The organism is Lacimonas salitolerans (genome assembly GCF_042677865.1).
GTDB lineage: Bacteria > Pseudomonadota > Alphaproteobacteria > Rhodobacterales > Rhodobacteraceae > Lutimaribacter > Lutimaribacter salitolerans.
This window is the reverse complement of sequence record NZ_JBHUDD010000037.1, coordinates 38,413-52,267: the sequence shown is the minus strand read 5'-3', so window position 1 is coordinate 52,267 and position 13,855 is coordinate 38,413. Positions and strand designations below refer to the sequence as shown.

General features: G+C 66.1%; 16 protein-coding genes. 8 read left to right on the top strand and 8 right to left on the bottom strand.

Annotated elements, in window-relative coordinates:
* Positions 1 to 77: 77 nt before the first annotated feature.
* On the bottom strand, positions 78 to 857 hold the full coding sequence (locus ACFTOW_RS04915; protein ID WP_379913649.1) for a tetratricopeptide repeat protein: 780 nt from the start codon (positions 855 to 857) through the stop codon (positions 78 to 80).
* 73 nt (positions 858 to 930) lie between these two features.
* On the opposite strand from ACFTOW_RS04915, the gene ACFTOW_RS04910 reads away from it, so the two are divergent.
* The 3 genes from ACFTOW_RS04910 (at position 931) to ACFTOW_RS04900 (ending at position 2,545) form a co-directional block, all read left to right on the top strand.
* Entirely contained in the window at positions 931 to 1,104 is a 174-nt protein-coding gene (locus ACFTOW_RS04910) for a hypothetical protein (protein WP_379913647.1), read from the top strand.
* A 106-nt stretch (positions 1,105 to 1,210) separates the two neighbouring features.
* Entirely contained in the window at positions 1,211 to 1,669 is a 459-nt protein-coding gene (locus ACFTOW_RS04905; protein ID WP_379913645.1) for a c-type cytochrome, read from the top strand.
* A gap of 3 nt (positions 1,670 to 1,672) precedes the next feature.
* On the top strand, positions 1,673 to 2,545 hold the full coding sequence (locus ACFTOW_RS04900; RefSeq protein WP_379913643.1) for a c-type cytochrome: 873 nt from the start codon (positions 1,673 to 1,675) through the stop codon (positions 2,543 to 2,545).
* On the opposite strand, the gene ACFTOW_RS04895 is transcribed toward ACFTOW_RS04900, so the two are convergent.
* Both ACFTOW_RS04895 and lipA read right to left on the bottom strand, forming a co-directional pair.
* Positions 2,540 to 3,814 carry a tetratricopeptide repeat protein gene (locus ACFTOW_RS04895; RefSeq protein ID WP_379913641.1) on the bottom strand — a complete coding sequence of 425 codons (1,275 nt, stop codon included), beginning with the start codon at positions 3,812 to 3,814 and terminating at the stop codon, positions 2,540 to 2,542. The two genes, ACFTOW_RS04900 and ACFTOW_RS04895, sit on opposite strands and share 6 nt — an antisense overlap.
* A 60-nt stretch (positions 3,815 to 3,874) precedes the next feature.
* On the bottom strand, positions 3,875 to 4,825 hold the full coding sequence (lipA, locus tag ACFTOW_RS04890; protein ID WP_379913639.1) for a lipoyl synthase: 951 nt from the start codon (positions 4,823 to 4,825) through the stop codon (positions 3,875 to 3,877).
* 266 nt (positions 4,826 to 5,091) lie between these two features.
* Here lipA and ACFTOW_RS04885 point away from each other — a divergent pair, with 266 nt between their 5' ends.
* The gene (locus tag ACFTOW_RS04885; RefSeq protein WP_379913637.1) at positions 5,092 to 5,817 is read left to right on the top strand and encodes a VIT1/CCC1 transporter family protein; all 726 of its coding nucleotides are present in this window, start codon (positions 5,092 to 5,094) and stop codon (positions 5,815 to 5,817) included.
* 3 nt (positions 5,818 to 5,820) lie between these two features.
* On the top strand, positions 5,821 to 6,171 hold the full coding sequence (locus ACFTOW_RS04880) for a TfoX/Sxy family protein (protein WP_379913635.1): 351 nt from the start codon (positions 5,821 to 5,823) through the stop codon (positions 6,169 to 6,171).
* Between the two features lie 121 nt (positions 6,172 to 6,292).
* Here the strand turns inward: ACFTOW_RS04880 and ndk are convergent, their stop codons facing one another.
* On the bottom strand, positions 6,293 to 6,715 hold the full coding sequence (gene ndk, locus ACFTOW_RS04875) for a nucleoside-diphosphate kinase (protein ID WP_379913633.1): 423 nt from the start codon (positions 6,713 to 6,715) through the stop codon (positions 6,293 to 6,295).
* Between the two features lie 111 nt (positions 6,716 to 6,826).
* Positions 6,827 to 8,017, bottom strand: a complete 1,191-nt coding sequence (locus ACFTOW_RS04870) for a multidrug effflux MFS transporter (RefSeq protein ID WP_379913630.1) — start codon at positions 8,015 to 8,017, stop codon at positions 6,827 to 6,829.
* 105 nt (positions 8,018 to 8,122) lie between these two features.
* On the opposite strand from ACFTOW_RS04870, the gene ACFTOW_RS04865 reads away from it, so the two are divergent.
* The 3 genes from ACFTOW_RS04865 (at position 8,123) to ACFTOW_RS04855 (ending at position 11,279) form a co-directional block, all read left to right on the top strand.
* Positions 8,123 to 9,973, top strand: a complete 1,851-nt coding sequence (locus tag ACFTOW_RS04865; protein ID WP_379913628.1) for an ABC-F family ATP-binding cassette domain-containing protein — start codon at positions 8,123 to 8,125, stop codon at positions 9,971 to 9,973.
* 43 nt (positions 9,974 to 10,016) lie between these two features.
* On the top strand, positions 10,017 to 10,634 hold the full coding sequence (locus ACFTOW_RS04860; RefSeq protein ID WP_379913626.1) for a MarC family protein: 618 nt from the start codon (positions 10,017 to 10,019) through the stop codon (positions 10,632 to 10,634).
* 63 nt (positions 10,635 to 10,697) lie between these two features.
* Complete coding sequence (locus ACFTOW_RS04855) at positions 10,698 to 11,279, top strand: retropepsin-like aspartic protease family protein (protein ID WP_379913624.1); 582 nt, start codon at positions 10,698 to 10,700, stop codon at positions 11,277 to 11,279.
* Here the strand turns inward: ACFTOW_RS04855 and ACFTOW_RS04850 are convergent.
* The 3 genes from ACFTOW_RS04850 to ACFTOW_RS04840 form a co-directional block, all read right to left on the bottom strand.
* Entirely contained in the window at positions 11,248 to 11,730 is a 483-nt protein-coding gene (locus ACFTOW_RS04850) for a pyridoxamine 5'-phosphate oxidase family protein (protein ID WP_379913621.1), read from the bottom strand. The two genes, ACFTOW_RS04855 and ACFTOW_RS04850, sit on opposite strands and share 32 nt — an antisense overlap.
* A gap of 111 nt (positions 11,731 to 11,841) precedes the next feature.
* Positions 11,842 to 12,303 (bottom strand): DNA polymerase III subunit chi, encoded by a 462-nt coding sequence (locus ACFTOW_RS04845; protein ID WP_379913619.1) that lies wholly within the window; start codon positions 12,301 to 12,303, stop codon positions 11,842 to 11,844.
* Positions 12,304 to 12,311: 8 nt separating this feature from the next.
* A complete protein-coding gene (locus ACFTOW_RS04840; protein ID WP_379913617.1) occupies positions 12,312 to 13,787 on the bottom strand; it encodes a leucyl aminopeptidase in 1,476 nt (491 codons plus the stop codon).
* Positions 13,788 to 13,855 lie beyond the last annotated feature (68 nt).

The following is a 13,855-nucleotide window of genomic DNA, read 5'->3' as shown; positions in this document are numbered from 1 at the left end:
GATACAGTCATGACCCAACCCTCCCATTCCCTCGAATAGAGTTGAATCAGAGATCTCCAATATCCGCAACTGTAGTACTAGGCATGGGCAAGCGGCGGATCGGTCCAGTAGCCGTCGGTTTGCTGCATGAACAGCGCAAGGTTCACCGCCGCGCTGGTCTCGCCCAGGCTGACCGCTTCCTGATAGAGGGTAAAGGCCGCCACCGGATCGACCGGGCCGCCCTGCCCCAGCTCGTGCATCACGGCCAGTTGCGCCATCGCCGGGCCATCGCCCATTCGGGCAGCACGGACAAGGACGCTGCGGGCCCGGGCATAGTCCTGCGGCAGATCCGTGCCTTCGATATACAGCCCCGCCAGCGCCAGACCGGCTTGCGGGGCACCAAGATCCAGCGCGGTCAGCAGCAGTGCGGCGGCGGCGGTCGGATTTGCCGGTGCCCCGGTGCCGTCCAGCATCATCTGCGCACGCGCCAGGTAGGCATCGGGCACACCTTGCCCCATGGCCCGTTTCAGCCAGTCCGCCGCAAGCTGCGGATCGGGCGGCACTCCCTCGCGTCCGTTCAGCGCGATCAGACCCAGCGCCAGTAGCGCAGGACCATGGCCCTGATCGGCGGCGCGGGTGAACCAGTCCTGCGCCAGCGACGCCGACTGCGCCTTGCCCTGCCCGGTGTCATAGGCCGTGCCAAGCAAGGTCTGCGCCACCGGATCGCCTGCGCGCGCGGCAGGTTCGATCACCGACAGGGCCTCGTCAAACCGGCCTTCGGCAAAATCCTGCTCGGCAGCCCGCAGCGCCGCATCATCGTCCTGTGCCGCCGCAGGCATCGCAAGGCACAACATCAATGCAACAAGAACGACACGCATGGCTTGATCCCCGGGCAGATTCCGGCCCAAACTACAGCATGACCCCGTATCAGCAAGACCGAGCGCAACCAAGATGATCCACCTTTTGCGCATGGCCCGTTGGGCACGCCACCCGCCAAGCTGGAAACGCGTCAAGCTGGTGCTGATCGTGCTTGGGCTGTGCCTGGCCCTTTTGGGCATAGAATGGATTTTCGGCTGGCCCGAGGTTCTGACGCCCAACAGTGGCGGCGGGCGGTTCATGCGGTAGGTTGCGCGCGCTCACGTTTTGGTGACTGCACCAAACCGTCATATGCAATGAAAAAAGCGATGTTAAGCTGGAAGGTACAGCCAAAGAGCCAAAAGGGAGCGTCACTATGAAGACCATGACAATTGCAGGGCTGACCGCCGCCTGCCTTCTTGCAACACCCAGCTTTGCCCAGGATTTTTCCGCCGAGCTGAAGGCACGTCAGGGCCAGTTTCGCATCATGGCGCTGAACCTTGGCATCATCGGCAGCATGGCGCAGGGCCAGCGCGAATACGACGCCGAGGCCGCGCAATCGGCTGCTGACACGCTGGTGGCGGTGTCGATGATCCAGCAGGGCCCGCACTGGCCCGAAGGGTCGGACGACATGAGCATCGACGGCACCCGCGCCCAGCCTTCGATCTGGGAAGACATGGATGATTTCTCGTCCAAATGGGCGGATTTCGGCGAGGCGGCACAGGCCATGCAAGCCTCGGTTGCCAACGGTCAAGAGGCTCTTGGCCCGCTGATGGGCGAGATCGGCGGCACCTGCAAGGCGTGCCATGACAACCACCGCGCCCCTGAAAGCTGATCCTTGCGGTTCATTTTGACAACGGTGGCGGTGCTGGGTCTTCTGGGGCTTGGCGCCGCCTGGTGGATCACGCGGCCCGACCCCCTGCCCGAGGATGCGCTGGCCGGGGTTACCGGCGATGCAGATCGGGGCGAGGCAGTGTTCTGGGCTGCGGGATGCGCGTCCTGTCATGCCGCCCCCGACGGCGACGATCCCCTTATCCTGGCAGGCGGTCAGGCGTTTCCCAGTGAGTTTGGCACGTTCCATGCGCCCAACATCTCGATGGACCCGCAGCACGGCATCGGGGACTGGTCCGATCTTGATATGGCCAACGCGGTGATGCGCGGGCTGTCTCCGTCTGGCGCGCATTATTACCCAGCCTTTCCCTACACCGGCTATGCGCGGATGCAGACGCAGGACATGGCCGATCTGGTGGCGTTCCTGCGCACCCTGCCCGCGGATGCCACGCCCAGCCGCGACCACGACGTCGGCTTCCCCTTCAACATCCGCCGCGCGGTGGGGGGGTGGAAGACGCTCTATGCCGACCCCGACTGGGTTTTGAGTGATCCCGAAACCGAGCAGGTCGAACGAGGCCGCTATCTGGTCGAGGTTCTGGCCCATTGCGGCGAATGTCACACACCGCGCAACGCGCTGGGGGGCATGGACCGCAGCCAGTGGCTGCGCGGTGCGCCCAACCCCTCGGGCAAGGGTCGGATTCCGGGCATTGCGCCGGATCAACTGGACTGGAGCGCGGGCGAGATCGCCTATTACCTCGAATCCGGTTTCACCCCCGACTATGACAGCGCGGGCGGGTCGATGGCCAAGGTCGTCAGCAGTTTTGCCCGGCTGACCGCCGAGGATCGCGAGTCGGTGGCCGCCTATCTCAAGGCGCTATAGCCCCGCCACTGCGTGATGGTGATCGGTCAGCGGGCGGCGGATGATGCCAAGCCGGCGCGCCTCGTCCGTCTTGCCCTGCCGCATCAGCGCCGACATCAGCGTGTATTCCAGCAGGTCGCGCTGCGCACGGCTGCCACCGAGCCGCGCGTGATCGGCCATCACCGGCAGGATCGCCGCCTCGGCCCCCGCCCAATCCTGCGCCGCCATGGCGCGAAACGCCCGCGCGCAAGGCGCCACAAGATCGGCCGAGGGACCGGCGGCCCCCTCAAGGATTCGGATCAACGGTTCGTCGCGCCCGGCCATGGCATGGGCCAAGGCCGCGTGAATGTCGGCAAACCCCAGCGCAGGGGACGGAAAGCAGCGCGCGGCATAGTCCGACACCTGCGCCCAACGCGCAGGGGGGACGGTCACGCCCGCCATCTCGGCCCGCCACAGCAGCGAGGCCAGGTCGGTCAGCAGGTTCAGAGGCGGCACCTCGGCCCGCTCTGGTGACAGATCGGTATCGGCTATGGCCCACATCGCGTCCGTGTCGCCCATGGCCAGCGACCACAGCGCCACGTGCCAGGCGTTGTGCCCGTGCATCAGCCCCGTGCGGGCGTATTCCGCCATCCAGCGCGACAGGTAATCGCGCCCCTGTTCGGTCTGGCCCGCCTCGTAGAACAGATGCGCGCGCACATGCGCCCCGTGCCCGGACCGCGGACGCTTGGCCATCGCGGCGTCGATCGTGGTTTCCGCCTGCGCCAGTTGCCCCACCTCGACCTGCGCAAAGGCCAGTTGCCCCAGAAACCAGCCGTCATCGCCATAGGCCGGGGCCAGTTGCTCGGCCACGGCCAGATGCGCCGCCTCGCGCCCCGGCTGGCCGGAAAAGCCGATCAGCGAGAACACCCCAAGCACGCTTTGCGCCACCAGCGTGTCGCGCGGATAGTCCAGCAGATGCGCGCGGATCATGGCATAGCCCTGTGCCGCGCGGCCATGGATCAGGTGATCGAAGATCGCCACATGGGCGGCAGCCTGCGCAGGCAGGACCGGCGCCACCTGCATGGCGCGGGCGATGCTGTCGCGCGCCTCGTCCATGCGGGCAAAGACCTGCGCATTACGCGCTTTCAGCACCCAGGCCTGCACAAACTGCGGATCGGCGGCCAGAGCACGGTCCAGCGCATCCTCGACCCCCGGCAGCGCATCCAGATAGACGTAAAGCGCCACGTTATAGGCGTCAGCGGCCTGCGCGCTTTCGGTGTGCAGCGGGTTTCCGTAGGGGTCTGTCAGCATCGCAACGCTCCGGTCGGGTTGGCAATCTTGCCCACCCTACGCGCAGCGTCGTGCGGATGCCTAGGCCCGTCCCAGCTTTTTCAGTCGGTTTTCCCGCAGCCGCGCAAAATCGTCGCCCGCGTGATAGGATGACCGCGTCAGCGGTGTGGCCGAAACCATCAGGAACCCCTTGCCATAGGCCGCTTTTTCATAGGCAGCAAACTCTTCGGGAGTCACGAACCGATCCACCGCATGATGCTTCGGCGTCGGTTGCAGATACTGCCCGATGGTCAGGAAATCGATATCGGCGGCGCGCATGTCCTCCATCACCTGATGCACCGATTGCCGGTCCTCGCCCAGACCCACCATGATGCCGGATTTGGTGAACATGGTCGGGTCCAGTTCCTTGACCCGTTGCAGCAGGCGCAGGCTGTGGAAATAGCGCGCACCCGGCCGCACCCCGGGGTAAAGCCCGGGCACGGTTTCCAGGTTGTGGTTGAACACGTCCGGTCTGGCGGCCACCACGACCTCCAGCACCTCGGGGGCGCATTTCAGGAAGTCGGGCGTCAGGATCTCGATCGTCGTGCCGGGGCTGCGGTGGCGGATGGCGCGGATGGTCTGGGCGAAATGCTCGGCCCCGCCGTCCTCCAGATCATCGCGGTCCACGCTGGTGATCACCACGTGGTTCAGCCCCAGTTTCTGCACTGCATCGGCCACGCGGCCCGGCTCGAACGCGTCCAGCGTCTGCGGCTTGCCGGTGGCGATGTTGCAGAAGGTGCAGCCGCGCGTGCAGATGTCGCCCATGATCATCATGGTGGCGTGCCCCTGGCTCCAGCATTCACCGGCATTGGGGCACCCGGCCTCTTCGCAGACCGTCACCAGCTTGTGCTCGCGCATGATGTCACGAGTCTTGCGATAGCCGTCGGATGTGGGCGCCTTGACCCTGATCCAGTCAGGCTTGCGCGGCTGGGCATTGTCGGGGCGATGCGCCTTTTCGGGGTGGCGTTGCTCGGGGATTTTCAGATCGCGCACGTGCGGTGTCCTGTCGTTTGAGTCCCCTTGACTATAGGCGCGCGTGACGGGAATTGCCAGCCGACGGGCATGTGACCCTATGGCCGCGGATTTGCCTACATTGTGTTTACAAGTTGGTGCTATAATCGGCCCGAGGCAGGTCGGGTGCGTGGCGTCAAACCGGTATCGTGCGATAACGAGTAACCTGCCGGTGTTCCACTCTCCCATGGTATTGCGCCCTGCCCTTGGCGGTATATGCTGGCCACATATGCGCGACGGAGGCCGCGATGGATGGGCAGAACCAGCGTCAGACAGCGCACAAGCTGGGGCGCGTTCAGGAGTTTCTGAAACAGATCGTCTATGGCGGCAATGACGGCATCGTGACCACATTTGCCATCGTCGCGGGCTTTGCCGGGGCAGCGGCTGATGGCGTGGCCCAGATCGGCGCGCTGGCTGTGCTGGTCTTCGGGCTGGCGAACCTGTTTGCCGATGGCGTCAGCATGGGGCTGGGCGAGTTCCTGTCCGCGCGCAGTCAGGCAGACCTGTATCACGCGCGTCGCCATACTGCGCGCCACGACATCGCCCGCGACCCCGAGCACGAGCGCGCGGGGCTGATCGACATCCTGCGCCGGCGCGGCCTGCCCCTGGCCGATGCCCGGGACACCGCAACGATCATCGCGCGCCATCCCGATTTCATGGCCGATCTGGTGATGACCTATGGCATCGGCATGTCCGACCCGGCCGAGGATACCCCGGCGCTGAACGGGATGATGACCTTTGCCAGCTTCGTGGTGTTCGGCGTGGTGCCGCTGGTGCCGTATTTCCTGCTGGAGCCTGTTGCCGGCACCTTCGCGTTGTCGGTGCTGTCGACCTTTCTGGCGCTGACAGCCCTGGGCCTGCTGCGCTGGAGCGCGACGGGCGAGCGGCTGCTGCGCTGCGTGGGGGAAACCGTGCTGGTCGGTACGATCTGCGCGGTGGTGGCTTACGCCGTGGGCTGGATCGTCGGGGGGTAAGCGATGAGCACGCCGGTTTCCAGCATTCGCAACCTTGGCCCGGCGTTCGAGGCGCAATGCGCCCGCGCGGGCATCCACAGCGCCGAAGATCTGCGCGCGCTGGGGGCCGATGCGGCCTATGCGCGGATGCTGGCCACCGGGGTGCGGCCGCATTTCATCGGCTACTATGTGCTGGTCATGGCGTTGCAGGGCCGTCCGTGGAACGATTGCAAGGGAGAGGAGAAAATTGCCCTGCGCGCCCGGTTCGACGCCTTGAAGGCGCAGACCGCAGCGCTTGCCGATGACAGCCTGCCGCGCGATCTGGCGACTTTCCTCGAGGCACATGGATTGCATCGGAAGCCGCGCGGCACATAGCGATTTCTTCAAGAAGAAATCGGCACTGAAACTCTGGAAGTTTCCGTGTTGCCCGCCCCGAACGAAAACCGCCGCCCTCTTTCGGGGCGGCGGTATGGTCCGTCAGCGCTGAAAGACGGGCTCAGCCCACCAGTTCGAGGCCCGAGAAGAAATAGGCGATCTCGGCCGCGGCGGTGTCTTCGCCGTCCGAGCCGTGAACCGAGTTCTCGCCGATCGACAGGGCGAATTCCTTGCGGATCGTGCCTTCGGCAGCGTCGGCGGGGTTGGTGGCGCCCATGACTTCGCGGTTCTTGGCAATGGCGTCTTCGCCTTCCAGCACCTGCACCACGATCGGGGCAGAGGCCATGAATTCGCACAGTTCGCCGTAGAACGGGCGTTCCTTGTGCACTTCGTAGAACACACCGGCCTGCGCGGGGGTCAGGTGAATGCGCTTTTGCGCGACGATGCGCAGGCCTGCGGCCTCAAGCTTGGCGTTGATCGCGCCGGTCAGGTTGCGCGCGGTGGCGTCGGGCTTGATGATCGAGAATGTGCGCTGAATGGCCATTTTATGTCGTCCTGTCTGGGTGTGGCCGCGACCCGATGCCGCCGCCGATGTGGGTTCGGCCGGGCCTTAGCATGGCTGTACGGGGTTGAAAAGCCACCCCGGATCCATCTGTCAGCCAAGCGCCATGCGCGCCTCGATCCGGTAGGCATAGCTGGCCGAGATCAGCGCCAGCGCCGAGACCACCACCAGCAGCGACAGCAGCGCCGCCGCCCCGCCCGTGCCGCCGACGACAAGGCCCGAAATCGCCGTCAATGCCGCTCCGCCGCCCAGCGTCAGCGCGCCCGACAGGCCCGATGCGCTGCCCGCCAGATGCGGGGCGACGGACATGACGCTGGCATTGACGCCCGGAATGGTCAGCCCGTTGCCCAGCCCGATGAACATCACGCAGCCGAACATCAGCAGCGCGCTGTCCGCCCCCAGCGCGAACAGTGCCACGCCAATGCCCGGCCCGATCAGCGCCAGCCAGCGCCCTGCCAGAACGATGCGCGACAGCGCCACCCGCCCCGACAGCCGACCCGTCAGGTAGTTGCCCAGCATGAACCCGGCCGAAATGCTGCCCATGCCAACCCCGACAAGGGCAGGCGTCATGCCGAACTGTGCCTCGGCCACCTGCGGCGCGCCGCCCAGAAAGGCGTAGAACCCGCCGACCGAGAACACCAGCGCGCCGCAATGCGCCCAGAACAGCGGAACGCCCAGCAACTCGGGGTAACTGCGGAACTGCGCGGTAAAGCTGGGATTGCGCATGGTGTTGGTCTCGGGCAGGTCCACCCAGGTCAGCGCGAACAGCCCCACCCCCATCAGCACAAAGGCCGCAAAGCTGGCCCGCCAGCCGAAAAGCTGGTCCAGCACGCCGCCCAGAACCGGCCCCAGCAGCGGGGCCAGCGCCATCGCCGTGCCGATCAGCCCCAAAAGGCGCGCGGCCTGATCGGCGGGGGCGATGTCGCGCACTACCGCGCGGCTGATCACCATGGCGCAGACCACCGTGCTTTGCAGCAAGCGGAACCCCAGGAACACCCAGATATCCTGCGCCAGCAGGCACCCGATCGAGGCGACGATGAAGATCCCCAGCCCCGCCAGCAGCACCGGCCTGCGCCCGTACATGTCCGACAGCGGCCCCATGATGACCTGCAATACCGCCGACACCGCCAGATACCCGCCGATGGACAGCGACACGAGGGCGTAATCCGCCTCGAACTCGGCCGCGATCCGGCTGAGCGAGGGCAGAAACAGGTTCAGCGACAGCACGCTGATTGCGGTCAGCAGGATCAGCGTCAGAAGCGACGGTTTTTTCGGCAGGGTCATGGTGGCGGGGCGTTCCTTGTTGCCCGCAATGGGTAGGCCGGGAACCGCACGGGTGCAAGTGCGCTGCCTCTGGCAGAGGCGCAAACCCTCTGCTAAAGGGCGCGCATGTTGAAGATTTCAGATATCACCTATTCGGTCGAAGGCCGCCCGCTTTTCGAAGGCGCGAGCGCCACCATTCCCGATGGCCACAAGGTCGGCCTGATCGGGCGTAACGGGGCCGGCAAGACCACGCTGTTCCGGCTGATCCGCGGCGAGCTTGTGCTTGAGGGCGGCAGCATCACCCTGCCCTCGGGCGCGCGTGTGGGCGGCGTGGCGCAAGAGGTGCCGGGCAACGAGGTCTCGCTGATCGACACCGTGCTGGCCGCCGATACCGAGCGTGCCGAGCTGATGGCCGAGGCCGAAACCACGACAGATCCGACCCGCATCGCCGACGTTCAGACCCGTCTGGCCGACATCGACGCCTGGTCGGCCGAGGGGCGGGCCAGCGCGATCCTGCGCGGACTGGGCTTCGATGCCGAGGAGCAGCGCATGCCGTGCAGCGCCTTTTCGGGCGGCTGGCGGATGCGCGTGGCACTGGCCGGTGTGCTGTTCGCGCAGCCCGACCTGCTGCTGCTGGACGAACCGACCAACTATCTGGACCTTGAAGGCGCCTTGTGGCTGGAAAGCTATCTGGCGCGTTATCCCCACACGGTGATCATCATCAGCCACGATCGCGGGCTGCTGAACCGCGCCGTGGGGTCGATCCTGCATCTCGATGAGCGGCGGCTGACCTATTACACCGGCAACTACGACCAGTTCGCCCGCCAGCGCGCCGAACAGCGCGCCCTGCAAGCTGCCGCCGCCAAGAAACAGGACGCGCGCCGCGCGCATCTGCAATCCTTCGTGGATCGCTTCAAGGCCAAGGCCAGCAAGGCGCGCCAAGCCCAAAGCCGGGTCAAGATGCTGGAAAAGATGGAAACCATCCGCGCGCCAGAGGATGCGGCCCGCACGGTGTTCACGTTCCCCGTGCCCGAGGAACTGTCGCCGCCCATTCTGGCCACCGAAGGCGTCAGCGTCGGGTACGATGGCGTGCCTGTGCTGCGCAAGCTGGACCTGCGCATCGATCAGGACGACCGGATCGCCCTGCTGGGCAAGAACGGTCAGGGCAAATCGACACTGGCCAAGCTGCTGTCGGACCGTCTGGCGCCGATGGAGGGCAAGATGCACCAGTCGTCCAAGCTGCGCATCGGGTTCTTTGCCCAGCATCAGGTGGACGAGCTGCACATCGACGAAACGCCGCTGCAGCATCTGGCCCGCGCCCTGCCCGACGTGATGCCGCCCAAGCTGCGCGCGCGGCTGGCGGGGTTTGGCCTTGGCGCCGATCAGGCCGAATCGCAGGTCGGCCGCCTGTCGGGCGGGCAAAAGGCGCGGCTGTCGCTGCTGCTGGCCACCATCGATGCGCCGCATCTGCTGATCCTCGACGAACCGACCAACCATCTGGACATCGAAAGCCGCGAGGCGTTGGTCGAGGCGCTGAATGCCTATACCGGCGCGGTGATCCTGATCAGCCACGACATGCACCTTCTGTCGCTGGTGGCCGACCGGCTGTGGCTGGTCAAGGATGGCGCGGTGCGCCCTTACGAGGAGGATCTTGAATCCTATCGCAAGATGCTGCTGACGCCCGATGCCCCGCCCAAGGCGCAAAAGCCCAAGGCCGAAAAGAAGCGCGCCACCCGCGACGAGATCCTGGCCCTGCGCTCCGAGCTGCGCAAATGCGAGGAGCGCGTGACCAAGATCGAAGGCATGCGCGACAAGCTGGCGAAAAAGCTGGCCGATCCGACCCTGTACGACGACGGGCGCCTGGGCGAGCTTGAGGTCTGGAACAAGAAATACGCCGAGGTGATGGACGGTCTGGAACGCGCCGAGGCGATGTGGGCCAAGGCGCAGGAAAGGCTGGACGTGGCGCAGCAAGGCTAGGCCGCTCTGGCAAAAGCCGCGGCCAGCCCCTAAACCCTCTGCCATGGACTCCGCATTTTTCATCACCGCCTTTGTCACGCTGTTCGTGATCATCGACCCGATCGGCCTGACGCCGCTGTTCGTGGCGCTGACCCAGGGGATGACGGCCAGGGCGCGGCGGGCCATCGCCCTGCGCGCCTGCATCATCGCGGCGCTGATCCTGTGCCTGTTCGCCGCCTTCGGCGAGGCGGTGCTGGGCTTTGTCGGTATCTCGATGCCCGCGTTCCGCATCGCGGGCGGTGTGCTGCTGTTCCTGACCGCACTCGACATGCTGTTCGAACGCCGCACCAAGCGCCGCGAGGGTCAGGCGGACGAGGATGAAGGCCCCGATCCGTCGGTCTTTCCGCTGGCTATTCCGCTGATCGCCGGGCCGGGGGCGATTGCCTCGGTCATCCTGCTGTCGGGGCAGAACCCGGGGATCGAGGGGCTGGCCGCCACGCTGGGCGTGATGCTGGCGGTGCTGGCCATCGTGCTGGTGCTTTTCCTGGGGGCCGGGCTGCTGGAACGTGCACTGGGCAAGACCGGGATCAACGTGGTCACGCGCCTGTTGGGCATGCTGCTGGCCGCTTTGTCGGTGCAGTTCGTGCTGGACGGGCTGCGCGCCTTCGGCTTTGCCGGCTAGCGCGGTTGCCGCGCCTGCCCTGCCCGCCTATATCAAGGCGATGCGCGCCACGAGGCACCGAAGATGAGCGATATCCAACTTGGTAACCTGTTCTACCTGATCCTGCTGGGTGCAGCGATCACGTTCTGGTTCATTGCGCAAAACCGCAATGCACTGGGCAAGACCCTGCAACACGCGATGGTCTGGGGGCTGATCTTTGTGGGGGTGATTGCGACGGTCGGCCTGTGGGGAGATATCCGCCGCACGGTGATGCCACAGCAGTCGGTGATGGCCGGCGAGGGCCGGATCGAACTGCCGCGCGCGCAGGACGGGCATTACTACATGACCGCACAGATCAACGGCCACCCCACCCTGTTCGTCGTGGACACCGGCGCTACCGAGATCGTGCTGAGCAAACAGGACGCCGAGGCCGCCGGCATCCGGCCCGAGGACATGATCTTTTCGGGTCGCGCCTACAGCGCCAATGGCCCCGTTGCCACCGCGCCCGTGCGGCTGGACAGCCTGTCCATCGGCCCGATCGAGGATCGCGGCGTGCGGGCATTCGTCAACGATGGCGAGATGCGCATTTCGCTGATGGGGATGAGTTACCTCAACCGCTATTCCAAGATCGAGATCACCGACGGTGCGCTGGTGCTGACGCGCTAGCAAGCCTTGGCCCGGTGCGAAAGAAGCTGACATCATTGGTGAATATGCTTTCCGGCATCAGCCGGATCAGACGGCCCTTGGGATCGCTGATACGCGCGATGTTTTCAAGGAACCACGGGTTCCATGCGGTTTCATCGGGCCCAAGATAGCGGGTCAGCAGCCGCCGGAACAAGGCGCGGTCCATCGGCATGACCGTGGCGCGGCCCCGCAGACCGACATGGCGCATGAGGCCCTGCGTGTTGTCGTAATCGACGATTTCCACGGCCACGCGCGAGTCATGCCCGATCCTGCGCACCGAACTTGCGCCCTCGTCCGACAGCATGAACAAGGCCCCGTCTTCCCAGTGAAACCAGACCGGGGCGTTGCGCGGCGCGCCGTCGGCCGCGCAAGTGGCCAGATTGGCGACGAGCGGCAGGCGCAGGACGTCTTCGGGATCAACGGGTGTGGGCATGAAGTTCCTGCTTTCTGGACACACCTCACAGTAAATGGCCACAGCCGGACCCACGCAAGGCGGGAATTTCCGGAACAGATGGGCGGTCTGTTCAGGCGGTGCGCGCCCGCGTCAGGCCTTTTGCGCCTTCATTTCCCAGCGCCCGGATGCTTCCGACCAGTATTGCGCGGGGCAGCCCGCATCGGTCAGGGACTTCCATTGCACCCGCGCGGCGGCAAGCGCGCGCTCGTCATTGCCGTCGAACAGGATGCACACCCGCTCCAGCCGCTGCACCTCGTCCGGGGCCACGTCGGCCCCGTCCACCGACATCAGGCAGGCTGGATCGTTCGGGGCATCCGCCGCGCAGGTCAGCAGCACGGGTTGCAGCGCGTCATGCGGCCCACCGGCCAGACCGTGCGGCAGAAAGCCATCCTCGGCCCCCTGCCACAGCTTCTGGTCCAGCCAGTCCATGCGCGCAGGGTCCGTGCCGCGCACCGACACCCGCCAGCCATTGCCCAGCGACCGGTCCAGCAGCATGGGCAGCGCGCGCTCCAGCGGGCTGTGCGTCAGGTGATAGAAGAACGCGGCACCCACGGCCCGGCCTAGCCTTCCAGCGTGTCGGCGATCAGCCGGTTCAGCGCCATCACGCCCCAGCCGCTGACGCCCTTGGCGGCATAGGCGCTGTCGCTCGGCGTGCGCGTGACGCCCGCGATGTCCAGATGCACCCAGGCGCAGTCGTCCTTAACGAACCGTTGCAGGAACTGCGCGGCGGTGATCGACCCGGCGGTGCGCCCGCCCACGTTCTTCATGTCGGCAATCGGGCTTTTGATCAGGTCGTCATAGGCCTTGCCCAGCGGCAGACGCCATGCGCCTTCGCCCTCGGCCTGCGCGGCCTTCAGGAATTGCCCCGCCAGATCGTCATTGTTGGAAAACACCGCCGCGTTCTCGTGCCCCAGCGCGATGATGCAGGCCCCGGTCAGGGTGGCCAGGTCGATCATGCCGCGCGGGCTGAATTTTTCCTGCGCGTACCACATCACATCGGCCAGCACCAAACGCCCTTCGGCGTCGGTGTTGATCACCTCGATCGTGTCGCCCTTCATGGATTTCACCACGTCGCCGGGACGCGTGGCATTGCCCGAGGGCATGTTTTCGACCAGCCCCACAAGGCCCACGACATTGGCCCTGGCCTTGCGCAGCGCCAGCGCGCGCATCACGCCCGCGACCACACCGGCCCCGCCCATGTCCATGGTCATGTCTTCCATGCCGGCCGCCGGTTTCAGGCTGATGCCGCCGGTGTCGAACACCACGCCCTTGCCGACCAGCGCCAGCGGTGCCTCGCCCGCTGCGCCGCCGTCCCAGCGCATCACCACCAGCTTTGACGGGCTGTCGCTGCCCTGACCCACCGACAACAGGCTGCCCATGCCAAGGGCCTGCATGTCGCTTTCTTCCAGCACCTCGACGGTCAGGCCCAGCGATTGCATTTCGGTCAGACGATCGGCGAATTCTGTGGTTGTCAGGATGTTGGCGGGCTCGTTCACCAGATCGCGGGTAAAGAACACGCCCTCGGCCACGGCCAGCAGAGGTGCGGCGGCGGCCTGCGCCTCGTCGGGTTTCGACACCATCACGGTGGCCTCGGGGCTGGTGTCATCGTCCTTGTCGCTGGTGCGATGGTCGGTGAACGCATAGGCGCGCAAGGCCAGACCCAGCGCCACATGCTCGGGCCGGGTGGTGGCCCCCAGCAGCACCAGCAGCGGCTTGCCGCCCTGCACCTTGGCCAGTTCCGCACCGGCGCGGCGGGCCTGATCGACAGACGGGCGGCGCGGCAGGCAGATCACGTCCAGCGCCTCGGCCTCGAAACCCACCGGCATGGCAAGGCTGATCACATCGCCCGGCTTGGCCTTTTCCCAACGCGTGGTTTCCACCAGCCGCGCCAGCGCGCCCTTGGCCAGCCGGTTCACCCGGCGCGCGCCGGGGTCCATCTTGCCTTCGGGTGTCACGGCCACCGCGACGCGGCCCTGCGCCCCGGCAATCGCATCGAGATCGGTGGCGGCGAAACGGATGGTCTGCGGCGTGGTCATGTCTGTCCCCTTGATACTGTGCTGGCCCGAGTCCTAGCGCGCCCCTGCCCCATTGACCAGATAGCAGT